This window comes from Microbacterium sp. K35 (genome assembly GCF_004794375.1).
Lineage (GTDB): Bacteria > Actinomycetota > Actinomycetes > Actinomycetales > Microbacteriaceae > Microbacterium > Microbacterium sufflavum.
The window spans coordinates 16,434-37,768 of record NZ_SSDM01000357.1; the positions used below are offsets into that span (position 1 = coordinate 16,434).

Below are 21,335 nucleotides of genomic sequence, written 5' to 3' on the forward strand. Positions count from 1 at the left end.
AAGGCTATGGCTACTCCTCACCCCCTCACCACGACCGCCAGCGGCGCCGACATCCGCGTCCGCTTCTGCCCCTCTCCGACGGGGCTGCCGCACGTCGGCATGGTCCGCACGGCTCTGTACAACTGGGCGTACGCGCGCCACAACGGCGGGAAGATGGTGTTCCGCATCGAGGACACCGACGCCGCGCGGGACAGCGAGGAGAGCTTCCGTCAGCTGGTCGACGCGCTCACCTGGCTTGAGATCGACTGGGACGAGGGCGTCGAGGTGGGCGGTCCCCACGCACCGTACCGCCAGTCCGAGCGGCACGACATCTATCGCGGAGTGATCGACAAGCTGCTCGCGACGGGCGCGCTCTACGAGAGCTACTCGACGGCGGAGGAGATCGACGCCCGCAACGAGGCCAACGGTCGGGCGAAGCAGCTCGGCTACGACAACTTGGACCGCGACCTCACGGATGAGCAGAAGGCGGCGTTCCGCGCGGAGGGTCGCCAGCCGGCCCTGCGCCTGCGGGTGCCGGACGAGGACCTCACGTACGTCGACCTCATCCGCGGCGAGGTCACCTTCCCGGCCGGATCGTTCCCCGACTTCGTGGTCGTGCGTCCGAACGGCGTGCCGCTGTACACCTTCGTGAACCCGGTCGACGATGCGCTGATGGGCATCACCCACGTGCTGCGCGGCGAGGACCTCATGCCCTCCACCGCCCGTCAGCTGTCGCTCTATGCCGCGCTGATCGACGCCGGGGTGACGACGTTCGTCCCACGCTTCGCGCACATGCCGCTGGTGCTGGGGGAGACGGGCACGAAGAAGCTCTCCAAGCGCGACCCCCAGGCCGACCTCTTCCTGCACCGGGAGCGCGGCTTCATCCACGAGGGGCTGCTGAACTACCTGGCGCTGCTGGGCTGGTCGATCGGCCCCGACCGTGACGTGTTCTCGCTCGACGAGTTCATCGCCGCGTTCGACATCGAGAACGTGAACCCGAATCCGGCCCGCTTCGACCAGAAGAAGGCGGAGTCGATCAATGGCGACCACATCCGCATGCTCGACGTGAAGGACTTCGCCGAGCGCTCTGTGCCGTACCTCGCCGCCGCTGGGCTGTTCGACGAGCCGACCCACGAGCAGCTCGTGCTGGCGTTCCGCGCCGCGCCGCTCGTGCAGGAGCGGGTGCAGCTGCTCGGTGAGGTGCCGGGCATGCTCGGCTTCCTGTTCCGCGACGAGGTGTCGTACGACGCCGACGCGCTCAAGGGCCTGCCTGCGAACGCCGCGGAGGTGCTGGAGGCCTGTGTCGCCGCGCTCGAGCCCGTGCAGGACTTCACCCCGGAGAACGTCCAGGAGGCGCTGTCGGCGGCGCTCGTGGACACCCTCGGGCTCAAGCCCCGCGTGGCCTACGGCCCGCCGCGCGTCGCCATCACGGGGCGCCGGGTGTCGCCGCCGCTGTTCGAGTCGATGGAGCTGCTCGGCAAGGACGAGTCGCTGCGGCGACTGCGCGCCCTGGCGGCGTTCCTCGTCGACTGAGCCGCGACGCGCCCGAGCGGCGGCACACGCCGGTGGTTTTGGCGATCGGTCGCCGCTCGGGTAAGCTTGACTCTCGGTGCGAGGCTCCGGTTTCGCCCTTGGGGTATGGTGTAATTGGCAACACGGCTGATTCTGGTTCAGTTGTTCTTGGTTCGAGTCCAGGTACCCCAGCACTTCACAGAAGCCCGGAAATCCGCAGGAATGCGGCTCCGGGCTTCTGTCGTTCTCGGGCGAGGGCGGGCACGCTACGGGGTGTTCGCCGCCGGGCCCGTCCGCTCCGCGCGGAGCACCAGGGCGATGGTGGCGAACGCGATCGATGCGGCGACGGCGGGGAGATAGGTCAGGATGTCGGGCGTGACCGTCGAGGCGCCCCAGCACACCGCGGCGGCAAGTGCGGACACCAAAAAGGCGAGGATGTCGAGGGGGCCGCGCTTCCTGACGAAGACGGCGGCCAGGAGCAGCGCCGCGGCGATCAGTGGTGCCCCGGTGGTCAGCACGGCGGCGACGCCGTGGTGGTTCGCCGCGTTCCAGACCGCGAAGTAGAGCTGCGCTCCGGCGAGGACGGAAGCCGCGACGCGGCGGGTTTCGCGATATGAGGCGTGCATCAGTGCTCCTCAGCGACCCGGGAGCATGGGCCGCTCCCGACGGAGTGAGGGTGCGTCAGATCTGTCGGGGTGTCCACATATGAGGACGTCAGCGCGCGTGGACCGGGGTCGCTGCTACTCGCACTCCCCGAGGAAGCCGAGGTAGCAGACGGCCTCGTGGGTCACGGCGGGCTCGTAGTCGTCGTTGGATACCTGGCGGGTCGCGGTCTCCGGCGTGCGGGTGAGGTGTCCGAAGTCGCCCAGGGAGGCGACGTACGTGCCGTCGACATCCTCCGCGATCATCCGGTCGATCTCGGCGCGGTGCTGTGCGCACAGGTCGGCCGCGGTCGGCACCAGCTCCACGCCGGCGCACGCCCCCGCGTACTGGGCCTCCATCGCGGCGATGCAGTCGGTCCAGTCCTGGTCGACGTAGCACGGGCTCACCCCGTCGTCGGCGACGAGGTAGGCGCCGGTCTCGTACTCCTCGCTGTGGAAGGTCTCGGGCTTCTCCGGCACGTCGACCTTGGTCCAGTGGCGCGCCGTGACCACGGCGTAGACCGTGACAATCGCGGCGATGAGCAGCAGGGCGCCGACGATCGACAGCGCGATCCAGAGCCCCGCACGACTCTTGCGGCCGGTGCCGTCGGCGGGCGGGGCGTTCGGGTCGAGCGGCGGGGTGGCGAACGGAGCGGCGCCGGTCGCGTACGCCTCGGTGGTCGCGCCGTACGCCGCGGGGTACGCGGTCGGCGCGGACGTGGGGAGGTCGTGGCCGCCCAGGGGCATCGTCGCGGCGACGGTCGCGGCGGGCGGCGTGGCCTGGCCGCTGACGGTGAGCCAGTAGTCGTACCAGCTGCGGCTCGCCTGGTCGTCGGCCTGCACCCGCTGGGCCTCGGCGGCGGTCAGCGGGAGGCCGAGGGCCTGCAGCCCCTCGTCGCTCAGCAGGGACGATCGGAACTCCTCGTATGACAGCGGCATGGTCGCAGAATATCGGTTCGGCGCCGGATCGGCAGGCCGCGCGGCCGATGTCGGAAGACCCTGGAACACTACCGAGGTGATTGGAATGAGCTCCTTCTGGAAAGCGCTGCCCACCGAGGGGCGCTGGCTGCTGTCCACCGTCGCCATCCAGACGCTCGGGCGGGGCATGACGTTGCCGTTCACGATCATCTACCTGCACGAGGTCCGCGGGTTCGACCTGGGGCTCTCGGGCGCGCTGATGAGCCTGATCGCCATCACCGGGCTCGTCGTGACCGGTCCGGGAGGCACGCTCATCGACCGCTTCGGTGCCCGCCGCGTGCTGATCACGGGACTGCTGGCGATGATCGCGGGGTGCACGCTCCTGGCGTACGCGACGCACCCTGCCGTGGCCACCGTGGCCGTGGTGCTGATCGGCGTGAACTTCGGCGTCTCCTGGCCGGGGTTCAACGCCCTGATCGCCTCGGTGGTCGAGGGTGAGCTCCGCCAGCAGTACTTCGGCGTGAACTTCGCGCTCGTGAACCTGGGCATCGGCGTCGGCGGCATCGTCGGCGGGTTCTTCGTGAACGTCGACGATCCCGCGACCTTCACCACGATCTTCCTCATCGACGCGGCGACCAGTCTCATCCCGCTCGCGCTGCTCCTCGGGCCGCTGCGACGTGTGCGCACGCAGCCCGACCACGACCCGGCCGACGAGACGGCGGGTGGCTACCGCGAGATCGTGCGCCGGCCCGCGGTGCTGTGGCTGACGCTGCTCACCTTCCTCTCCGTCTTCATCGGCTACGGACAGCTGGAGGCCGGCTTCCCGGCGTTCGCGCGACAGGTGGCAGAGGTGTCGACACAGGTGGTCGGCATCTCCTTCGCCGTGAACACCGCGGTGATCGTGCTGCTGCAGTTCGCGGTGCTCCGGCTGATCTCCGGCAAGCGTCGCACGCGGGTGATGCAGGTGATGGCGCTCATCTGGGCCCTGTCCTGGGTCGCGCTCGGAGCTGCGGGGCTGCTGCCCGACTCGCTCGCGGCCGCGATCGGGGTGATCGCGTTCATGGGGGTGTTCGCATTCGGGGAGACGATGCTGCAGCCGACGGTGCCCGCGATCTACAACGACCTCGCCACCGACCGCACCCGGGGCCGCTACAACGCGATCAACTCGGCGGCGTTCCAGGGTGGAGCGATCACCGGGCCGTTGGTGGCCGGTCTGCTGCTCGGCGCGGGTGCACAGGGCTGGTTCATCGGCGTGATGGTGGCCGGAAGTCTGGCGGTGGGCGTTCTGGCTCTCGTGCTCGAGCGCGTGGTGCCTTCGGAGGCGAACGGCGTCCCCCTCCATCGAACGGAGGAGGTCGCGGGCGAGGCCGCGGTCTAGGCTCCGGAGCATGGCACTCGAATCGCTCTTCCTCCGCCTCGATCGGATCGCCGGCGGGCGGCAGGCCGGCGTCGCGATCAGCGAGGCCGGACGCACGCATCCGAAGACCGTGCGCGCCTTCACCTGGATCCTCTGGCTGCTGGTCGCGGAACTGGTGCTCGGGGTCGGCGCCGTCGTCGTCGCGCTGATCCTCGCCGTCGACGGCGAGAGGGTGCCGTTCGCCGTGTGGATGCGCACGCTCATCGTGCTGGCGATGACGGCGACCCTGTTCTACTTCGCCTGGCGGGCCCGTCGTGGTTGGCGCTGGGCCTACCAGCGCCTGCGCCTCTTCGCGCAGATCTTCCCGGTCATCACGCTCGTCATGGCCGCCATCCCCGGGCTGTACCCGGTGTGGATGGTGACCGAGCAGATCGTGTTCAGCCTCATCATGATCGGCATCGCCGACTTCCTCACCAGCGACCACATGCGATCCGTCTTCGCGAAGGATCCGCAAGCGGATAGCACCTCGGCCGGGTGACGCGCCACTCCCTTTTCGTCCGGTCGCACCCGAGGCAGGCTTCAGGGGACCGGAACGACGACGGCGGGAGGAGCAGGGATGGCGCGGCTGATCAGGGTGGTGCCGGGCGTCGACCCGGGGTTCCGTCGACAGCGGTCGGGTTCCGGGTTCCGCTACGTCGACCCGACCGGCGCACCGGCGCCCGAGGCCGACCGGGAGCGCATCAACGACCTGGTCATCCCGCCCGCGTGGCGCGACGTGTGGATCGCGGCCGACCCGCTCGCGCATATCCAGGCCGTCGGCATCGACCAGGCCGACCGCAAGCAGTACCTCTACCACCCGCTGTGGCGCGTCTCCCGCGACCGCCGGAAGTTCGTGCGCGCCCTCGATCTGGCCTCCGCGCTCCCGAGCGCGAGGGCGCAGGTGACCAGGGCGCTGCGCGAAGAGGGGCAGACCAAGGACAGGGCCCTCGCGATCGCGTTCCGACTGCTCGACGACGCGGCCCTGCGCATCGGATCCGAGCGGTACCTCGCGCGTCACGGCAGCCGTGGACTGACCACGCTGAGGCGCCGCGACGTGCGCCTCAGCGGCCGCGACGTCGCACTGTCGTTCCCCGCCAAGAGCGGTCGCACCGCCTCGATCGAGATCACCGACGAGGCCCTCGCGGAGGCGCTCACGGACTTCGCGGCGGGAGCCTCGAATGCGTTCCTGCTCGCGTACCGCAAGGGGAGGAGGCGTGTGAAGATCACGCCCGCGGAGGTGAACGCGTACCTCAAGGACGTGTTGGGGGCGAGCTTCACGGCGAAGGACTTCCGCACGCTGCACGGCACGATCATCGCCGCCGACGCCCTCGCCCGCATCGGGGCCCTCGACCGCAAGGGTCAGCGCGCGCAGGCCGAGCGGCTGGCCGTGCAGGCCGCCGCGACCGCGCTCGGGAACACGACCGCCGTCGCCCGCAACAGCTACATCGACCCGCGCGTGTTCCGGCAGTACGCGCGCGGACGCACCCTCGATCTCGACGTGACCCCGGAGACCGCGATCCGTCGCCTCCTCGGCGGTCCCGAGACCTCCCGCAAGATCAACCGGCGAGGGACGAGCAGAGGGCGGCGATCAGCAGCGGCACGAGCCGCGTGAGCACGGCCGCGACCACCGGCCAGCACTGCGCGCGCGTCTTGACGCCGCGTACCGCGGCCGGGACCCGGTCGCGCGGCGACGAGGCCGTCGCGTCGGCCCGGCAGGCCGCGTCCCGGGGGCTCTCCGCGGAACCGGGGGCACGGCTCGTCCAGGTCTGAACCTCGCCGAGGCCGTGCGAACGGCTCCAGGATGCCAGGATGGAAGGATGGACACCGCCAACCTGACCCGCGAGGAGACCGCCGCGCGATCCGCGGCCGTCACCCTCCACCGCATCCGCGTCGAGCTCGACCTGACCGGAGCGCCGGAGCGGGCCCGCACCGGATTCCCCACCGCGACCACGCTGGAGTTCGACGCGACGACCGACGCGACCTGGCTCGACTTCATCGGCGAGGAGGTGCGCCGCGTCGAGGTGAACGGCGAGGAGCGCGAGGTCGACTACGACGGAGCACGGATCGCGATCACCGGTCTGGCACCGTCCAACGTGGTGCGGGTCGAGGCGGTCGGCGCTTACAGCCGCTCGGGGGAGGGGCTGCACCGCTTCCACGACCCCGCCGACGACCGCACCTACCTGTACACGCAGTACGAGCCGGCGGACGCCCGCCGCGTGATGGCGTGCTTCGAGCAGCCCGACCTCAAGGCCGAGTACACCTTCGTGGTCGATGCGCCGTCGGGGTGGGAAGTGCTGTCCAACCAGTCGCCCGCCCATGTGGACCTCGGCGTGGGCGTGCAGCGCGTGGAGTTCACCCCTACGCTGCCGATCTCCAGCTACATCACCGCGGTGGCCGCGGGACCGTACACCCGCGTGGACGGGGAGTGGACGCGCGACGAGCAGCGCATCGCCCTCGGACTGTTCGTGCGACGCTCGCTGGCCGAGCACCTCGAGTCGGACGAGATCCTGGAGGTCACGCGGCAGGGGCTCGACTTCTTCACCGAGGCCTTCGCCTATCCGTACCCCTGGGGCAAGTACGACCAGCTCTTCGTACCCGAGTACAACCTCGGCGCGATGGAGAACCCCGGGCTGGTGACCTTCACCGAGTCCTACCTCTCGCGCGGTGCCGCCACCGACGCACAGCGGGCGGCCAGGGCCAACACGATCCTGCACGAGATGGCTCACATGTGGTTCGGCGACCTCGTGACCATGACCTGGTGGGACGACCTGTGGCTCAAGGAGTCGTTCGCCGACTACATGGGCTCGCACGCGTCCGCGGTGGCGACGCGCTTCCACGACGCCTGGGTCACGTTCGCGATGCGGCGCAAGTCGTGGGCCTATCAGCAGGATCAGCTGCCGACGACGCACCCGATCGTGGCCGACATCCCCGATCTCGAGGCGGCGAAGCTCAACTTCGACGGCATCACGTACGCCAAGGGCGCCTCGGTGCTGAAGCAGCTGGTCGCCTACGTCGGCGACGAGGCGTTCTTCGAGGGCGCGCGACGCTACTTCGCGGCGAACGCCTTCGGCAACACCACGCTCGACGATTTCCTCGTGGTGCTGAGCGAGGCGTCCGGGCGCGACATGAGCGACTGGGCGGCGGCGTGGTTGCAGACCACCGGGGTCTCGACGCTGTGGATCGAGGCGGACGACGACGGCCGCCGCACCCTCGTGCAGAGCGGGACCCGTCCGCATCGGCTCCGCATCGGCTTCTACGACCGGGTCGACGGTCGGATCGTCCGCCGCGAGCAGCGGGAGCTCGACCTTCCCGGCGAGCGGGTCGAGCTCGACGTCCCCGAAGCGGACCTCGTGCTCCTGAACGACGACGACCTCACCTACGCGAAGGCGAGGATGGACGACCGCTCGCTGGCGACCGCGGAGGAGTCGCTCTCAGCCATCGAGGACCCCCTGGCGCGGGCGCTCGTGTGGTCGTCGCTGTGGAACGCGACCCGCGACGGTGAGCTCGATGCGGGACGCTTCCTGCGCATCGCCCGTGCTCACGCCCCGGCCGAGCCGAACGGCGGACTGTTGGGGGCGGCGATCCAGAACGCCGCGTTCACCGTGCGCCACTTCGTGGCCGACGAACGCCGGGTCGAGGAGCAGCGCGCCTGGACGGAGGCCGCCTGGTCGGCGCTGCAGGCCGCGGAGGCGGGAAGTGACGCGCAGCTGTCGTGGGCGCGCGCGCTGGCGACGGCCTCGGCGTTCGACGATGTGCACCACGCCGACCTGCGCGACATGCTCGACGGCCGGGGTCCGGACGGTCTCGTGATCGATCCCGACCTGCGGTGGCAGCTGCTGACCGCGCTCGTCACCACCGGACACGCCGACGGTGCCGACATCGCGGCGGAGGAGGAGCGGGACGACACCGGCGACGGACGCACGGCCGCCCGCCGTGCCCGCGCGTCGCGCCCGGAGGCGCCCGTGCGCGCCGCGGCCTGGGCGGCTGCCTGGGATGACCGCTCGCTGACGAACGACCACCTGGACGCCGAGATCGCCGGGTTCCGCGCGGGCGGCCGTCGCGACCTGATCTCCGATTTCGACGCGGAGTACTTCTCCCGCATCCGCGACGCGTGGAGCGAGCGGAGCATCGAGCTGGCGCAGCGCCTGGTGATCGGGCTGTTCCCGGCCGGTGACGCGCTCGACCCCGTCGACGCGTGGCTCGACGCGAACGCGGACGCTCCGGCGGCGCTGCGTCGCCTCGTGGTGGAGCAGCGGGACCACCTGGCGCGGGATCTCCGGGTCCGCGGCGGCCAGGCCTAGATCGGCTCGACGGTCATCCCCATGACCGTGCGCACGATCCACGGGTGCGCACGGTCGTCGTCGATGTGGCGCATGCCGAGCTTCTCGGCGACCCGGCGGGACGCGGTGTTGTCGGGGTGGATGATCGCGGTCAGCAGCGTCGGCGCGAGCTCGCGCCCGACGAGCTCGACGCAGGCGCGTGCGGCCTCCGTGGCGTAGCCGCGCCCCTGGAGCTCCGCGCGCACGTGGTAGCCGACCTCGAGCACGGGTTGCCCGTTCGACGACTGCCACGTGAGACCGCAGTCGCCCACGAACGCGCCGTCGTGGGTCTCCAGGGTCCACAGGCCGTGCCCGTCCTGCGCGTAGCGCTCGCGCATGCGGACGATCCACGCGGCGCTCTCGGCGCGGGTCTTCGGCGCGGGGTAGTAGGTCATCACCGCGGGGTCGCCGAGGAGCGCGGCGAGGTCGTCGAGGTCGTCGTCGATCATCTCGCGGAACACGAGCCGCTCCGTGGGGCGGGGCAGGAGCCGTCGCGGGGCCGACCGCGGTGGGGTGCTCACAGGTCGAGCGTGTCGCCGGGGTCGAGCACGAAGAACTCGCCGCCGTTCTGTTCCGTCGCCCACTGCAGCCGCTGCCGGTGCATGTTCCTGCCGATCACGGACAGCGTCATGTCGTGCGTGCCGAACGCCCGGCGCGGCTTGACGGCGAGCACGTAGTCCATCGCCTCGCCGATCTTGAGCCACGGGCCGCCGAGCGGTGCGGCCAGGGTCTGCACGTCCACGCCCTCGGGTACTGCGTACGAGTCGCCGGGGTAGTAGAGCTCGTCGTTCACGAGCACGCCGACGTTGTCGATGGTCGGGATCGAGGAGTGGATCACGGCGTGGGTGCCGCCGAAGAACCGCAGTGTGAACGGTCCGACCTCGATCGTGTCGCCGGGCGAGACCACCGTGATGTCGTAGCCGTCTGCCGCCCGGGCGACCCCTTCCGGGCCGTAGACGGGGGTGCCGGGCGCGGCACGGAGGATCCGGTCCAGCTGCTCCGGCGTCCAGTGGTCGGGGTGCTCGTGGGTCAGCACGACCCCCACGAGTCCGCTGAGGTCGTCGGGCGGCGTGGTGAAGGAGCCGGGATCGATCAGGAGGGTCTGACCGTTGAGGTCGAGACGGAGGGCGGCATGTTCGAACTTGGAGACGCGCATGACACGAGTCAACCGCTCCGTGGCGGTCGCGGCAATCACCGCGACGGCGCGCCACGCCCGGGAGTCGCGCGGACGCGGTGCCGATTTGGCGCGCAGAGAACGGCCGTGCCATACTTGAACGGTTGTCGCGGGACGGAAACGCTCCGCCAGACGGCCCCATCGTATAGCGGCCTAGTACGCCGCCCTCTCACGGCGGTAACGCGGGTTCGAATCCCGCTGGGGTCACACAACACGACGAAAGCCCTCCGGTTTGCCCGGAGGGCTTTCGTCGTCTGTGGCAGGTGCTCATCCCGCGGGTCGCAGCGACAGGATGCGGAAAGCCGCCGTGCGAAGGGGGACGATCATGAGCGCCATCATCGCCCCGCCGAACACCGCGAACGGCACCCAGACCGCGGTCGCCGAGGCGAGCGCCCCGAATCCGGCCATCGCCGCCGGCATCAGGCAGTCATCGCCGAGGCGGGTGAGCGCGCCCATCCGTCCGAGGTAGGCGGTGTCGACCGTCGCGGAGAACGTGGCGCTCAGAAGCACCGAGGCGTAGCCGGCGGTGGCGCCGATCACGAACGCCGCCGCTCCCACCGTCCAGGCCGGTCCCACGCCCAACGCCGCGATCCCGGCACCCTGCACGACCAGGGCCCAGAATCCGCCGTAGGCCTCACGCCGCGGACGCCACTTCGCGACCGAGATCGCCCCGAGCGCGGCACCGAGGCCGAGCAGCGCCTCGAACAGTCCGACGGCCTGAGCGCCCCAGCCCTCGTCGTGCGCGCGCAGCGCCAGCCCGATGCCCACGGCCGGCCCGACGGCGAGGTTCAACCCCGACAGCGCGATCACCAGGGTGCGCGTGGTGCGGTTCGCGGCCAGGTGCGCGAAGCCGGAGCCGATGCCGTGCAGAGTCGACTGCCGGGCGGCACGCGCCAGGCGGAACCGGGGGCGCAGCCAGAGGGCGAGGAACGCCAGGACGACCGTGAACGTGAGCGCGTTGACCGAGGCGCTGCCCACCAGCCCGGTGTGCGCGACCACCAGGCCACCGGCGGCGGCACCGCCCATCGTCCCGAGTCGCGAGGCCGTCTGCGCGGCGGCCCCGTACGACGGCAGGTCGGACGTGCGCACGAGCTGCCGGGCGATGGTGCCCGCCGACGGCTCGTAGAACGCGTCGCACACGCCGAACGCGACCGCGGCGAACACCAGCACGGCGACGGTGGGGGGCGTCGCCAGCACCCACAGGGCGACGGCGACGAGAACGGCCACGCGGGCCACGGTGAACAGCAGCATCACGCGGCGGGCGTCCACGCGGTCCGCGAGCACCCCGCCGAACAGCAGGATCAGTGCCCGGGGGAGGGTTCCGGCGGCGACGATGAGCCCGGCGACCGCGGGGGACGCGATCTGCACCGCCGTCCACGCCAGGGCGATGGTCCACAGCGCATCCCCTGCGTCGGAGAGGGCCTTCACGCCGATCCAGGCATGGACCAGGCGGTCGCGCCGGAACGGCGGAGGCGGCGCGAGCTCGACCGGCTCCTCGACCGCGGTCATCAGGGCTCCGTGGGGAATGCGTGGGCGAACACGAAAACCGGCACGCGCTCCTGGCCGTCGTCCAGTGCGATGCCGCCCTGCCACTCGCGGATGGTCTGCAGCAGCCGCGCGGAGAGGTCCCGCAGCTCGTCGGGGGAGGCCCACGCGGTGGTCTCGGTGTTGGATGCGTCGTACCCGGCATAGGCGGGGTCGTCCCGGTGCCGGTGCCAGCGCTGGAGCCGGTCGATCTGCATGCGGATGCCCTGGCGTTGCGCCTCGCGGGCGAGCAGCGCATCGGCGGGGGAGTCGGCGAAGTCGTCCACCGACCAGGTGAGCCCTCGTCGGGCCACCCGCCACCAGCTGGTGCGGCGGTCGTCCGACTCATCGGGCGCGCGTTCGACGACGCCCGCGCGTTCGAGCATGCGTAGGTGATGGCTGATGCTGCCGACCTGACTGTCGAGGGCGCGCGCGAGCGTGGTCACCTGGCACGTGCCGTAGAGCAGGAGGTAGTCGTAGATGCGGCGGCGCAGCGGGTGATGCACGGCGGTGATCACGGAGATGTCTTCCACGGGCATCACGCTAGGGCGGGGTCCCCGGGTGCACAAGAGTTCTTGTATACCCCGGAAAATCAGGTTTGCGAGTCGGGTCCCTCTCGCCGTCAGCCCTCGTCGCCCGTGCGCGCGGCCGGTGCCTCGGAGCGGTTCCGGCGGGTGCGACGCGACCGACGGATCAGCCAGACCACGAGCACGACCACCGCGGCGACCGCCAGCCAGGGGAGCAGGAAGCCCACCGCGATGACCAGTGCGTTCAGCGACACGACGAGGCCGTTCCACCCCGCGAGGAGACCGTCGCCGAAACCAGCGGGGTCGGCCGTGCTCGGCGCGGTGGCCTTCGTCAGCTGCACCTGCAGCGACGACATCGCCACCTGATCGTCGAGGGCAGCGAGCTGCTGCTCGTACGACTCCAGCTGCGCTTGCCGGTCGGTGAGAGCCACCTCGGCCTCGATGAGCTCCGACACGCTGCCCGACTGCGCCATGAGCTGCGTGAGCCGTTCGACCGACGCCCTGGTCGAGTCGACGCGTGCCCGCAGGTCGATCGCGGTCGACGTCACATCCTGCTTCGACGTGGAGGACGACAGCACCTCGCCGGTGTCGCCGAGCGCCGCGATCACGGCGGTGAGGTCGGTGGAGGGAACGCGGATGCTGATCCAGCCGTACGCGGAGTCGGCGGGCGCGGGCGCGCGGGTGTCGTCCGCCGCGAGCGCCTTGCCCACCTCGGTGCTCTCGACGTAGCCGCCGTGCTCCTCGGCCAGCGCGGCGATGGCGTCCGCCGCGTCGGGGATGCTCTTCACCTGTACCGTGGCCTGCGCGGTCGCGATGATGTCGCGGCCGGCGTCCGCCGTGGCGGCCCCCGGCAGCGCCACTCCGGGCAGCATCCCGCCGCTCGTGTCGGAGCGCGCGCCGTCGCCGGGCACCGAGCCGGGCGGGACCGCGGTGGTGCCCTCCGGCGCGGAGTCGGTCGACGATTCGGTCACCGCGTCGCCCGGGAGGCTCAGTCCCTCGACCGTCGACACCGCGGAGCCCCCGACGCTGTGCAGGATCGGCGGGGTGACGAGCACGCCGATCACGAACGCGGCGGCGATCCCGCCTCCGGTGAGCCAGGCGCGGCGGCGCCGACGGGCCTTCCCCTCCGCCGGCCGCGCCGGAGCGCGCTCCTCGGCGATCTCGGCGAACACCGCGTGCTCGATGCGGGCGATGGCCTCGTCCGACAGCTCGGGGAGCTGCTCGGCGGGAGTCTGTGCGTTCATGCGTCTCTCACTTCCCTCACGGCGCCGCGCAACTGCGTGCGCACTCGCGAGAGACGGTTCCGGACGACGGCGTGCGTGACCCCGAGCTCCTCCGCTGCGGCCTGATAGGCGTAGCCCTCCGCCGCGCACAGCCGGAAGATCTCCCGGTCGAGCTCGCTCAGCGTGCCCACCTCGGCAGCGATCCGCGCGGCGAGCGCGGCCGTGATGACCTGCTCCTCCACGCTGACCGTGCTCGCCAGATCCTCGTCGACCGCGTCCGCCGTGTGCGCCCGGTCGCGGCGACGCTGGCGCAGGCGGTTCGCCGCCTGGAGCCGGCAGATCGTCGCGAGCCAGGGCAGGATCGACTCGCCCTGCAGCTCCAGGCCGGGGAGCTTGCGCCACGCGACCACGAACGTCTCCTGGGTCACGTCCTCGGCATCGGCGGGGGAGGCGAGGATGCCCTGCGCGATCCAGTACACGGGCCGCACATGGGCCCGGTAGAGCTCGCGGAAGGCGCCCTCGTCGCCGGCTGCGGCCTGGGCCGCCCACCTCTGATCAGTCGTCTGGGAAGGCATCGGGGTTCCGTTCGGTGTCTCTCACCGGTGAGTGTCACGATCGGGCCCATCGTCTCAGACCCGGATTCCCGACGCGATCGCTCACGCCGCAGGCCGGATGCTCCGGTAGCATGGCTCCGGCGAGAGGGAGTATCCCGGACCCGCGCGTAACGTCATCACGAGCACCGACACCGCTGCTCCGGGCGCGCGACGCACTTCGGTGCGGGGGAGAGACTTTCGGACATCACCGACCCCTCGCGAAAGGTGCAGTGCGCCGTTGGACATCCCCGTCTGGTTCGAGATCACCTCGATGGTCGTGCTCACGATCATCCTGATTGGCGACCTCCTGCTCATCCGGCTGCGGCCGCACATCCCCTCGACGAAGGAGTCGACCCTCTGGGTGGTGTTCTACGTCGGGCTCGCGCTGCTGTTCGCGGTGCTGCTGGGAAACGTCGGCGGCTGGCAGAACGCGGGCGACTTCATCACGGGCTGGGCGCTCGAATACAGTCTCTCGGTCGACAACCTGTTCGTGTTCGTGCTGATCATGGCGCAGTTCGCCGTGCCGCGTCGGCTGCAGCAGCAGGTGCTGATGGTCGGCATCATCGTCGCGCTGATCCTGCGCGGACTGTTCATCCTGGTCGGCGTCGCGGTGATCGAGAACTTCTCGCCGATCTTCTACGTGTTCGGCGCCTTCCTGGTCTACACCGCGATCCGCCAGGCCATGCCGGAGGGCGACCACGAGGACGAGGTCAAGCGCGAGAACTTCATCGTGCGACTGCTGCGTCGCCGCATCGACATCAGCGAGACGTACGACGGCTCGAAGATCCGCACGACCGTCGACGGGAAGCGCATGTGGACGCCCATGGTGATCGTGTTCATCACGATCGGCGTGACCGACCTCATCTTCGCGATCGACTCGATCCCGGCGATCTTCGAGATCACCACGAACGGCTTCCTCGTGTTCGCCGCGAACATCTTCGCGCTGATGGGGCTGCGGCAGCTGTACTTCCTCCTCGGCGATCTGCTCGACCGCCTGCGGTACCTCCACTACGGCATCGCCGTGATCCTCGGCTTCATCGGCATCAAGCTGATCCTGCACGCGCTGCACGTGAACGAGCTGCCGTTCATCAATGGCGGACAGCACGTGGAGTGGGTGCCCGACATCGACAACATGGTGTCCCTGGGCGTCATCCTCGTGTCGATGACGGTCGCCACGGTGGCCAGCCTCGTGGCGTCCTCGCGGGAGAAGCGCGCGGAGCGGCGCAGCGCCCCCGTCGGGGACTGAGCGGCCGGGAGGCCCGTCAGAACGACCGCAGGTTCGCCTGCAGCCCGCCGTCGGCGTACTCGCGCCGGAGCAGCCCGCGTCGACGCAGGATCGGCACGAGCTCGTCGAGGGTGCGGTGCAGGGTGACGGGGTGGAAGTCTCCCCACAGCAGCACGCCGTCGTTGCCCCAGTCGCCGAGCTCCTCGACGAGGTCGGCGAACTCGTCCGCGGTGCCCACGAATCCCGTCCGGTCGGAGAGGCGTCCCGCTCGCGCGAGAGCGGTGAGGTGAGCGCGCAGCGGGGCGTCCTCGCCGCGGTCCCCGACGAGCCGCTGGATGCTGCCGCGCGACACGTGGGCACCGAAGATCGACAGGTCGAGCGGTCGGTCGAGGTCGAGCGCGGTGAGGTCGGTCTCCAGGTCGCTCGACTGCTTGCGGGCGATCTGGTGCAGCGCGGCGTCGTCGGGACGCGCGGAGGCGGCGACGATGCGGTCGGCCTCGTCTCTCGATGACGTGATCACGGGCTGGATGGCGAACAGGATCGTGATGTCCTCGGGGCGTCGGCCCTTCGCGACCGCGGCCTCGTGCACCCTGGCGCGGTAGTCGCGCACCGACTTCTCGTGCAGCGGGGCGAGCGCGAGCTGCACGTCCGAGTTCGCTCCCGCGAAGCCCAGGCCGCGTCCGGAGCCCCCCGGCGAGACGATCGCGGGCTCCCCGTCCGTGAAGGGCAGGGCGTTCAGCGGTCCGTCGAACGCGTAGTGGCGGCCGCGATGCGCGACGGGTCGCAGGCGACTGCCGTCGGCGTACACGTCGGTGGCGCGGTCGGCGACGAGCGCCCCGTCGTCCCAGCTGTGCCACAGCGACCGGATGCCGTCGAGCCACTCCTCGGCGCGGTCGTACGCCTCGTCGTGCCCGAGCTGCGGGGCGTCGGAGAAGTGCCGCGCGCTCCCGGTGTCGGTGACCACGTTGAGGCCGAGCCGATGGCCGCTCAGGTGGTGCAGCGTGGCGAACTGCCGCGCGGACGTGTACGGCAGCGATGCGGCGGGGTTGACGGTGGGGACCACGCCGAGGTGCTGCGTGGCCTGGAAGAGGTACGGCGCGAGCAGCAGCGGGTCGTGCTTCGGGCCGCCGAACGCGTGGCGCACCCGGAGGTCGATGGTCTCGGGCGAGCCGAGCGAGGGGCTGTCCTCGATGATCACGAGGTCGAAGCCCGCCTGCTCGAGCGTGCGGGCGGCCTCCTGGTACACCTCGGGCCGTGTCCAGTCGTAGTCCCAGTCGAGGGACGGGTAGCCCCACCCCTGCGGGCCGAAGCCGCGGGCGAGGAACCAGCCGAAGTGCTGCGGCCTGGTCATGCCACCGTCTCCCGCACCGACTCGAGCACGCGTGCCAGGTCGGCCACGAGGTCGTCGACGTCTTCGATGCCGATCGAGAGGCGCAGCGTCCCCGGTGCGACGCCGAGCACGCGGCGCTCCTCGTCCGTACGCTGCGCGTGGCTCGTGGTGCCGGGGTGCAGCACGAGCGAGCGCACGTCGCCGATGTGGGTCATGTGCGTGAACACCTCGACCTCCTCCACGAAACGACGCGCGGCGGGGAGGCCGCCGCGCAGCGTGACGGTGAAGATCGAGCCGAAGCCGCCGTCCAGGTAGCGTCGTGCGGTCGCATGGTGCGGGTGGGTCGGGAGGCCGGCGTAGTCCACGCTCTCAACGGCGTCGTGCGCGGCGAGCCAGCGCGCGACGTCGAGGGCGTTGCGCGACTGCCGCTCGACCCGCAGCCCCAGCGTCTCCGTGCCCTGCCCGATGAGGAAGGCGTTGAGCGGGGAGGGGGAGGCGCCGAAGCGCGGCGCGACCGACTCCCGCACGTACGCGATGCGGGCGTTGCCCCCGTGGCGGGTGTACACGCTCGGCAGTCCGCCGCGGCCGGGGAGCACGAGGTGCGGGGCGTTGTGTCCGGCGCGGTCGGCGTCGAAGCGGCCGTCGTCGACGATCACGCCGCCGAGCACGGAGCCGTGCCCGGCGAGGAACTTGGAGGCGGAGTGCACCACGATCGCGGCGCCGTGCTCGAGCGGCCGCAGCAGGGCGGGAGTGGGGAGGGTGTTGTCCACGATCAGCGGGATCGCGGACTCGTCGCCGATCGCGCTCACCGCGGCGATGTCGAGCACGTCGTTGCGGGCGTTCGCGAGCGATTCGGCGAACAGCGCGCGGGTGGTGGGACGGATGGCCTCGCGCCAGGCGTCGGGATCCGCGATGTCGTCCACGAACGTGGTTTCGATGCCGAGACGGGCCAGGTTGTCGAGGAAGAGCCCCCGGGTGCCCTCGTAGATGTGGGTGGACGACACGATGTGGTCGCCGGCGCCGACGACCGACAGCACCGCGGCGGTCACGGCGGCCTGACCGCTCGCCACGAGCACCGCGTCCGCCCCCGACTCGAGCGAGGCGAGCTGGCGCTCGACCGCGCGCACCGTCGGGTTCCCCGTGCGGGTGTAGCCGAATCCCGTCCCCGTGCCGAAGTGGTCGGCGGCGTGGTCGAAGTCGTCGAACTCGAAGCCGGCCGTGAGGTAGATCGGGGTCGCGCGCGACGCGGCGGTCTCGCGGCTCCGTGCGGCGTGGACGGCACGGGTGGCGAAGCGGGCGGTGTCGACGGTCATGCGGGGCCTCTCGATCGGGCGGGTGAGCAACAGAGTGTCACGGCGCGTCGCGGCGCGTCCGAGCGGTGGTAACCTGACGTCATGCGGACCGTGCTCCTTCTTAGCGGCCGCGGCGAGACCTCGATCTGAGCCCCTCCTCGTCGCGGAGTCCATCGTGGGCCGAACCGCCAGCCACAGGAGACACGCCATGACCAGCCCCGATTTCGGAGCCCCTTCCGCACGCCGCAGGACCCTCGCCGAGAAGGTCTGGGACGACCATCTCGTCGTGAAGGGCGAAGACGGCCAGCCCGACCTCATCTACATCGACCTGCACCTCGTGCACGAGGTCACCAGCCCGCAGGCCTTCGACGGTCTGCGCAGCGAGGGCCGCCCACTGCGCCGCCTCGACCTGACGATCGCGACCGAGGACCACAACACCCCGACGTGGGAGATCGACAAGCCGATCGCCGACCTCACCAGTCGCACCCAGATCGAGACGCTGCGCCGCAACGCCGCCGAGTTCGGGGTGCGCCTGCACTCGCTGGGCGATGCCGAGCAGGGCATCGTGCACGTGGTGGGGCCGCAGCTGGGCCTGACGATGCCCGGCATCACGGTGGTGTGCGGCGACTCGCACACCTCGACCCACGGCGCGTTCGGCGCGATGGCGTTCGGCATCGGCACGAGCGAGGTCGAGCACGTCATGGCGACGCAGACCCTGCCGCTCAAGCCGTTCAAGACCATGGCCATCACGGTCGAGGGCACGCTGCGCCCCGGTGTCACGGCGAAGGACATCATCCTCGCGGTGATCGCGAAGATCGGCACGGGCGGCGGTCAGGGCTATGTGCTCGAGTACCGCGGCAGCGCGATCCGCGCCCTCTCGATGGAGGGCCGCATGACGATCTGCAACATGTCGATCGAGGCCGGAGCCCGCGCGGGCATGGTGGCGCCCGACGAGACGACCTTCGCGTACCTGGAAGGGCGGCCGCACGCACCGAAGGGCCAGGACTGGGAGGACGCGGTCGCGTACTGGCGCACGCTGCCGACCGACGAGGGTGCCGAGTTCGACGCGGAGGTCTTCATCGACGCGAACGAGCTCGAGCCGTTCGTCACGTGGGGTACGAACCCGGGACAGGGGAGCTCCCTCTCCGCCGCGGTGCCGGACCCGGCGCAGATCGCCGACCCGAACGAGCGCGCTGCCGCCGAGCGCGCGCTGGAGTACATGGATCTGACGCCCGGCACTCCGCTCAAGGAGGTTCCGGTCGACGCGGTGTTCATGGGCTCCTGCACCAACAGCCGGATCGAGGATCTGCGCGCGTTCGCGTCGATCATCCAGGGCAAGAAGAAGGCCGACGGCGTGCGTGTGATGGTCGTGCCCGGCTCCGCGCGCGTGCGGCTGGAGGCCGAGGCCGAGGGCCTCGACAAGGTCATCACCGACTTCGGTGCCGAATGGCGCTTCGCCGGTTGCTCGATGTGCCTGGGGATGAACCCCGACCAGCTCGCCCCCGGGGAGCGGTGCGCGTCCACCTCGAACCGCAACTTCGAGGGGCGACAGGGCAAGGGCGGTCGGACGCACCTCGTGTCGCCGCTCGTGGCGGCGGCCACGGCGATCCGCGGCACCCTGTCCAGCCCAAGCGACCTGACGGAAGAGGCCTGACCCATGGAGAAGTTCACGACCCACACGGGCATCGCCGCTCCGCTGAAGCGGTCGAACGTCGACACCGACCAGATCATCCCCGCGGTGTTCCTCAAGCGCGTCACCAAGACCGGCTTCGAGGACGCGCTGTTCCACGGATGGCGGCAGGACCCGGAGTTCGTGCTCAACCAGCCCGTGTACCAGGGCGCGTCGATCCTCGTCGCCGGTCCCGACTTCGGTACCGGCTCGAGCCGGGAGCACGCCGTGTGGGCGCTGCGCGACTTCGGCTTCAAGGTCGTGCTCAGCCCGCGGTTCGCCGACATCTTCCGCGGCAACTCCGGTAAGCAGGGCTTGCTCGCCGCGACGATCTCGGAGGACGACCTCGAGCGGTTCTGGGCCGAGATCGAGCGGAATCCCGGGGCGCAGATGACCGTCGACCTCGAGGCGCGCACCGCATCGGTCGGCGGCATCCAGGCCGACATCGGCATCGACGATTACACTAGATGGCGGCTCCTCGAAGGGCTCGACGACATCGGGCTCACGCTGCGCAACGAAGACAAGATCGCGCAGTTCGAGGCCCGTCGCGAGTCGTGGCGGCCGCGGACCCTCCCCGTTCAGTGAGACGGAGGGGGCGGGGGAGCCAGGGGTAACCCCGCCCCCGATGAACGAAGTGAGGCCCCAATGACGACACCCGTGCGCGACGCTCTTCCCGACGACGTCCCTGCGCTCACCGGAGACGTCCTCGCCATCCGAGGAGGCCGACCGCTGCGTGGCCGGGTCGACGTCAAGGGCGCGAAGAACCTCGCCACCAAGGCGATGGTGGCCTCGCTCCTGGGAGAGACGACGAGCGTCCTGCGCGACGTGCCGGCGATCAGCGATGTGGCCGTGGTCCGCTCCCTTCTCGAGGTGCACGGTGTCCGGGTGTCGGAGGGCGATGAGCCGGGCTCGCTCGTGTTCGACCCGAGCGACGTGGAGTCGGCGCACTTCGAGGAGATCGACGCCCACGCGGGCGCGTCCCGCATCCCGATCCTGTTCTGCGGGCCCCTGCTGCACCGGCTGGGCCAGGCGTTCATCCCCGACCTGGGCGGCTGCCGCATCGGCGATCGCCCGATCGACTTCCACCTGGATGCGCTGCGCAAGTTCGGCGCGATCGTCGAGAAGCTGCCGAGCGGCATCCGCCTCTCGACCGGCGGCACCCGCCTGCACGGCGCCAACATCCACCTGCCGTACCCGAGCGTCGGGGCGACCGAGCAGGTACTGCTGACGGCGGTGCGCGCCGAGGGCGTCACGGAGCTGCGCAACGCCGCGATCGAGCCCGAGATCATGGACCTGATCGCCGTGCTGCAGAAGATGGGCGCGATCATCTCCTACGAGCCGAACCGGGTGATCCTCATCGAGGGCGTCGAGAAGCTCCGCGGCTACGACCACCGGTCGATCTTCGACCGCAACGAGGCGGCCTCGTGGGCGTCGGCCGCTCTGGCGACGGACGGCGAGATCTTCGTCGGCGGCGCCAAGCAGCAGGAGATGCTGACGTTCCTCAACGTGTTCCGCAAGGCGGGCGGCTGGTTCGACATCCAGGAGGACGGCATCCTGTTCCGGCGCGACGGCGACATCAAGCCGGTCGTGATCGAGACCGACGTGCACCCCGGCTTCATGACCGACTGGCAGCAGCCCCTCGTGGTCGCGCTGACCCAGGCGCACGGCCGCTCGGTCGTGCACGAGACCGTGTACGAGAACCGCATGGGCTTCACGGAGGCCCTCGTGAAGATGGGTGCCGACATCGTCGTGCACCCGCGCGGGCTGCAGGACGGCCCTCGCCGCGTGCCGCGCCGTGACCTGGAGCAGGCCGCCGTCATCACCGGCCCGACGCCGCTGCACGGCGCCGACATCGTCGTGCCCGACCTGCGCGGCGGATACAGCCACGTGATCGCGGCGCTCACGGCCTCCGGCGAGTCGAAGGTGTCGGGCGTCGACATCTTGGCCCGCGGGTACGAGAAGTTCCTCGCCAAGCTCGACGCGCTCGGCGCCGACTTCGACGTCCTCCGGTGA

Annotated in this window: 19 protein-coding genes and 2 tRNA genes; 11 read left to right on the forward strand and 10 right to left on the reverse strand. The window is 70.8% G+C overall.

Annotation, left to right across the window (positions count from 1 at the left end; genetic code table 11):
- Positions 1-6: 6 nt before the first annotated feature.
- Both gltX and DW299_RS14385 read left to right on the forward strand, forming a co-directional pair.
- A complete protein-coding gene (gltX, locus tag DW299_RS14380; RefSeq protein WP_136036989.1) occupies positions 7-1,512 on the forward strand; it encodes a glutamate--tRNA ligase in 1,506 nt (501 codons plus the stop codon).
- Positions 1,513-1,611: 99 nt separating this feature from the next.
- A tRNA-Gln gene (locus DW299_RS14385) sits at positions 1,612-1,683 on the forward strand.
- A gap of 74 nt (positions 1,684-1,757) precedes the next feature.
- Here DW299_RS14385 and DW299_RS14390 read toward each other — a convergent pair.
- Both DW299_RS14390 and DW299_RS14395 read right to left on the reverse strand, forming a co-directional pair.
- On the reverse strand, positions 1,758-2,117 hold the full coding sequence (locus tag DW299_RS14390; protein WP_136036990.1) for a hypothetical protein: 360 nt from the start codon (positions 2,115-2,117) through the stop codon (positions 1,758-1,760).
- Positions 2,118-2,231: 114 nt separating this feature from the next.
- Positions 2,232-3,071, reverse strand: a complete 840-nt coding sequence (locus tag DW299_RS14395; RefSeq protein WP_136034903.1) for a hypothetical protein — start codon at positions 3,069-3,071, stop codon at positions 2,232-2,234.
- A gap of 85 nt (positions 3,072-3,156) precedes the next feature.
- On the opposite strand from DW299_RS14395, the gene DW299_RS14400 reads away from it, so the two are divergent.
- The 4 genes from DW299_RS14400 to pepN all read left to right on the forward strand — a co-directional run bounded on the left by DW299_RS14400 (position 3,157) and on the right by pepN (position 8,747).
- Positions 3,157-4,428, forward strand: a complete 1,272-nt coding sequence (locus DW299_RS14400) for an MFS transporter (RefSeq protein WP_206251340.1) — start codon at positions 3,157-3,159, stop codon at positions 4,426-4,428.
- Positions 4,429-4,438: 10 nt separating this feature from the next.
- Positions 4,439-4,945 (forward strand): hypothetical protein, encoded by a 507-nt coding sequence (locus DW299_RS14405; protein ID WP_136034899.1) that lies wholly within the window; start codon positions 4,439-4,441, stop codon positions 4,943-4,945.
- A 78-nt stretch (positions 4,946-5,023) separates the two neighbouring features.
- Positions 5,024-6,058: a DNA topoisomerase IB gene (locus tag DW299_RS14410; RefSeq protein ID WP_136034897.1), complete on the forward strand. Its 1,035-nt coding sequence runs from the start codon at positions 5,024-5,026 to the stop codon at positions 6,056-6,058.
- Between the two features lie 205 nt (positions 6,059-6,263).
- Entirely contained in the window at positions 6,264-8,747 is a 2,484-nt protein-coding gene (gene pepN, locus DW299_RS14415) for an aminopeptidase N (RefSeq protein WP_136036992.1), read from the forward strand.
- Here the strand turns inward: pepN and DW299_RS14420 are convergent.
- Positions 8,744-9,214, reverse strand: coding sequence for a GNAT family N-acetyltransferase (locus DW299_RS14420; RefSeq protein ID WP_136037027.1), 471 nt, complete (start codon positions 9,212-9,214; stop codon positions 8,744-8,746). The genes pepN and DW299_RS14420 overlap by 4 nt on opposite strands.
- A gap of 68 nt (positions 9,215-9,282) precedes the next feature.
- Positions 9,283-9,921, reverse strand: a complete 639-nt coding sequence (locus DW299_RS14425; RefSeq protein ID WP_136036993.1) for an MBL fold metallo-hydrolase — start codon at positions 9,919-9,921, stop codon at positions 9,283-9,285.
- Positions 9,922-10,073: 152 nt separating this feature from the next.
- Here DW299_RS14425 and DW299_RS14430 point away from each other — a divergent pair.
- A tRNA-Glu gene (locus tag DW299_RS14430) sits at positions 10,074-10,146 on the forward strand.
- Between the two features lie 60 nt (positions 10,147-10,206).
- Here DW299_RS14430 and DW299_RS14435 read toward each other — a convergent pair.
- The 4 genes from DW299_RS14435 to DW299_RS14450 all read right to left on the reverse strand — a co-directional run bounded on the left by DW299_RS14435 (position 10,207) and on the right by DW299_RS14450 (position 13,788).
- Positions 10,207-11,448, reverse strand: coding sequence for an MFS transporter (locus DW299_RS14435; protein WP_136036994.1), 1,242 nt, complete (start codon positions 11,446-11,448; stop codon positions 10,207-10,209).
- Positions 11,448-11,996 carry an ArsR/SmtB family transcription factor gene (locus tag DW299_RS14440; protein WP_136034507.1) on the reverse strand — a complete coding sequence of 183 codons (549 nt, stop codon included), beginning with the start codon at positions 11,994-11,996 and terminating at the stop codon, positions 11,448-11,450. The genes DW299_RS14435 and DW299_RS14440 overlap by 1 nt, the downstream gene beginning before the upstream one ends.
- Before the next feature lie 89 nt (positions 11,997-12,085).
- Positions 12,086-13,234, reverse strand: a complete 1,149-nt coding sequence (locus tag DW299_RS14445; protein ID WP_136034510.1) for a DUF4349 domain-containing protein — start codon at positions 13,232-13,234, stop codon at positions 12,086-12,088.
- Complete coding sequence (locus DW299_RS14450) at positions 13,231-13,788, reverse strand: RNA polymerase sigma factor (protein WP_136036995.1); 558 nt, start codon at positions 13,786-13,788, stop codon at positions 13,231-13,233. Before DW299_RS14450 ends, DW299_RS14445 begins: the two co-directional genes overlap by 4 nt.
- Before the next feature lie 256 nt (positions 13,789-14,044).
- Between DW299_RS14450 and DW299_RS14455 the strand changes: the two genes are divergently transcribed.
- Positions 14,045-15,052 (forward strand): TerC/Alx family metal homeostasis membrane protein, encoded by a 1,008-nt coding sequence (locus tag DW299_RS14455; protein ID WP_136036996.1) that lies wholly within the window; start codon positions 14,045-14,047, stop codon positions 15,050-15,052.
- A 16-nt stretch (positions 15,053-15,068) separates the two neighbouring features.
- On the opposite strand, the gene DW299_RS14460 is transcribed toward DW299_RS14455, so the two are convergent.
- Together DW299_RS14460 and DW299_RS14465 are read right to left on the reverse strand one after the other, a co-directional pair.
- Positions 15,069-16,382, reverse strand: coding sequence for an LLM class flavin-dependent oxidoreductase (locus DW299_RS14460; RefSeq protein ID WP_136036997.1), 1,314 nt, complete (start codon positions 16,380-16,382; stop codon positions 15,069-15,071).
- Entirely contained in the window at positions 16,379-17,674 is a 1,296-nt protein-coding gene (locus tag DW299_RS14465) for an O-acetylhomoserine aminocarboxypropyltransferase/cysteine synthase family protein (protein ID WP_136036998.1), read from the reverse strand. The genes DW299_RS14460 and DW299_RS14465 overlap by 4 nt, the downstream gene beginning before the upstream one ends.
- Positions 17,675-17,861: 187 nt before the next feature.
- Here DW299_RS14465 and leuC point away from each other — a divergent pair, with 187 nt between their 5' ends.
- Genes leuC through murA form a run of 3 tightly spaced genes read left to right on the forward strand, consistent with a single transcriptional unit; the run spans position 17,862 to position 21,335 of the window.
- Positions 17,862-19,307, forward strand: a complete 1,446-nt coding sequence (leuC, locus tag DW299_RS14470) for a 3-isopropylmalate dehydratase large subunit (RefSeq protein ID WP_136036999.1) — start codon at positions 17,862-17,864, stop codon at positions 19,305-19,307.
- Positions 19,308-19,310: 3 nt separating this feature from the next.
- The gene (gene leuD, locus DW299_RS14475; protein ID WP_136037000.1) at positions 19,311-19,907 is read left to right on the forward strand and encodes a 3-isopropylmalate dehydratase small subunit; all 597 of its coding nucleotides are present in this window, start codon (positions 19,311-19,313) and stop codon (positions 19,905-19,907) included.
- Positions 19,908-19,967: 60 nt separating this feature from the next.
- Positions 19,968-21,335 (forward strand): UDP-N-acetylglucosamine 1-carboxyvinyltransferase, encoded by a 1,368-nt coding sequence (gene murA / locus DW299_RS14480; RefSeq protein WP_136034524.1) that lies wholly within the window; start codon positions 19,968-19,970, stop codon positions 21,333-21,335.